This is a genomic window from Streptomyces sp. RP5T, from assembly GCF_003933965.1.
In the GTDB taxonomy this organism is placed as follows: domain Bacteria; phylum Actinomycetota; class Actinomycetes; order Streptomycetales; family Streptomycetaceae; genus Streptomyces.
Genome location: NZ_RSAJ01001047.1, coordinates 1 through 1,519, shown reverse-complemented (window position 1 = coordinate 1,519; position 1,519 = coordinate 1). Strand labels below are relative to the sequence as shown.

Annotated in this window: 1 protein-coding gene and 1 pseudogene; one reads left to right on the top strand and one right to left on the bottom strand. The window is 75.0% G+C overall.

What is annotated here, in order from left to right; translation table 11 throughout:
- Nucleotides 1–847 (bottom strand): transcriptional regulator (locus EHS43_RS44350; protein WP_125196035.1); only part of this gene is annotated, 847 nt, incomplete at its 3' end.
- A 72-nt stretch (nt 848–919) separates the two neighbouring features.
- Between EHS43_RS44350 and EHS43_RS44345 the strand changes: the two are divergent.
- Nucleotides 920–1,519 (top strand): annotated as a pseudogene (locus EHS43_RS44345) (MFS transporter); the annotation flags it as partial.

The window sequence follows — 1,519 nt, the reverse complement described above, 5'->3', positions numbered from 1 at the left end:
CCACCGACCCGAGCCCCTGCCCGGTCACGGCGACCAGCTGGCTGGTGCTCAGCGGGGAGTCCAGGAGCACCAACACCCGGGCCCGCCCGGCCCCGAGCAGCGTGCCGAGACTCGCGGGTACGCTCCGGGCCCCCGGGTCGGTGAGCACGCCCGCGCACCCGTACACGAGGGCGTAGCGCCCCGGCTCCTCCCACGTCGCCCAGCCGCGCCCCGGCGTGACCGGGACGAAGACGAGTTCGGCGCCCCGGATGTCACGCGGCGGACGCTCGTGCCGGTTCACCTGGAGCCGGTTGTCGCCGAGCCAGCGGGTCTGCCCCGGCAGCAGGGAGTCGATGACGGCCGCCCAGCCGCCCCGGCTCACCTGCGCGGTCCGGGCCACCACGTCCGCCTCCAGGATGCGGCGCCGACGGTCCCAGTACGGCCGTACGGTCGCCGTCCAGACGTGGGCCAGGAGCTCGGCCGCCCGCTCCGGGAGGTCGTCGCGGTCCAGGGCGGCGGGCAGCGGGCCGCGCAGCGAGACCCGGAGGTCCGCCCGCGCGCGAGCCGGGTCGCTCGCCCGGATGCGGGCCAGGGTCTCCTCCAGGGGCGCCCCCTCGCGCGGCAGGGGCGCGAGGAAGTCGGCGATCCAGGAGGTGCCCATCCCGGAGCGCACCAGCAGCGCGGACACCGGGTCGGACGCCAGGCGCGCCCGGTAGGCGGGCAGGTGGGCGCGGAGCCAGGCGTCCTCGCCCGGGTGGGCGCCGGTGCCCGTGTGCAGCAGCCGCAGGGACGCGAAGGTCTCGGTGAACGGACAGACCACGAACCGGCTGCGGACCAGGGTGTCGGCGCTGACCTGCCACCACCCCATGAACCCCCCAGGTCGTTTCGCGGACGCGCGAAAGACTAACCGTCACCCGCCGACCGCTCTGAGACTCCCCGCATGCGCAGCTACCGCGACCTCTTCCGCACCCCCGAGTACTCCCCCTTCCTCCTCTCCTTCGCCGGCTACGCGGCCGCCCAGACGATCGGCGGCCTCGCCCTCGGCACCCTGGTCTACCGGGCCACCGGCTCCCCGTTCCTGTCGGCGGTGAGCATGTTCGGGCCGCAGCTGGCGCAGTTACTGGGGGCCGCGTTCCTGCTCTCGGGCGCCGACCGGCTGCCCCCGCGGGCCGTCCTGACCGTCATCCCGCTCGCCTTCGCGGCCGGTACGGCGGTCCTGGCACTGCCCGGTCTGCCGGTCTGGGCGGTCTTCGTCGTCCTGCTCCTCCAGGGACTGGTCGCCTCCCTGGGCGGGGGAGTGCGCGGCGGCCTGATGAACGAGATCCTCCCCAAGGACGGTTACGTCCTGGGCCGTTCGGTCTTCAACATGCTCTGGGGCCTCATCCAGATCACCGGGTTCGCGGCGGGCGGCGCCCTCCTGACACTCCTGTCCCCGCGCGCCTGCCTGCTCCTGACGACCGCGTTCTATCTGCTCTCGGCCCTCGTCACCCGCCTCGGTCTCACCGCCCGCCCACCTCGCGCGGCCGGCCGCCCGTCCCTC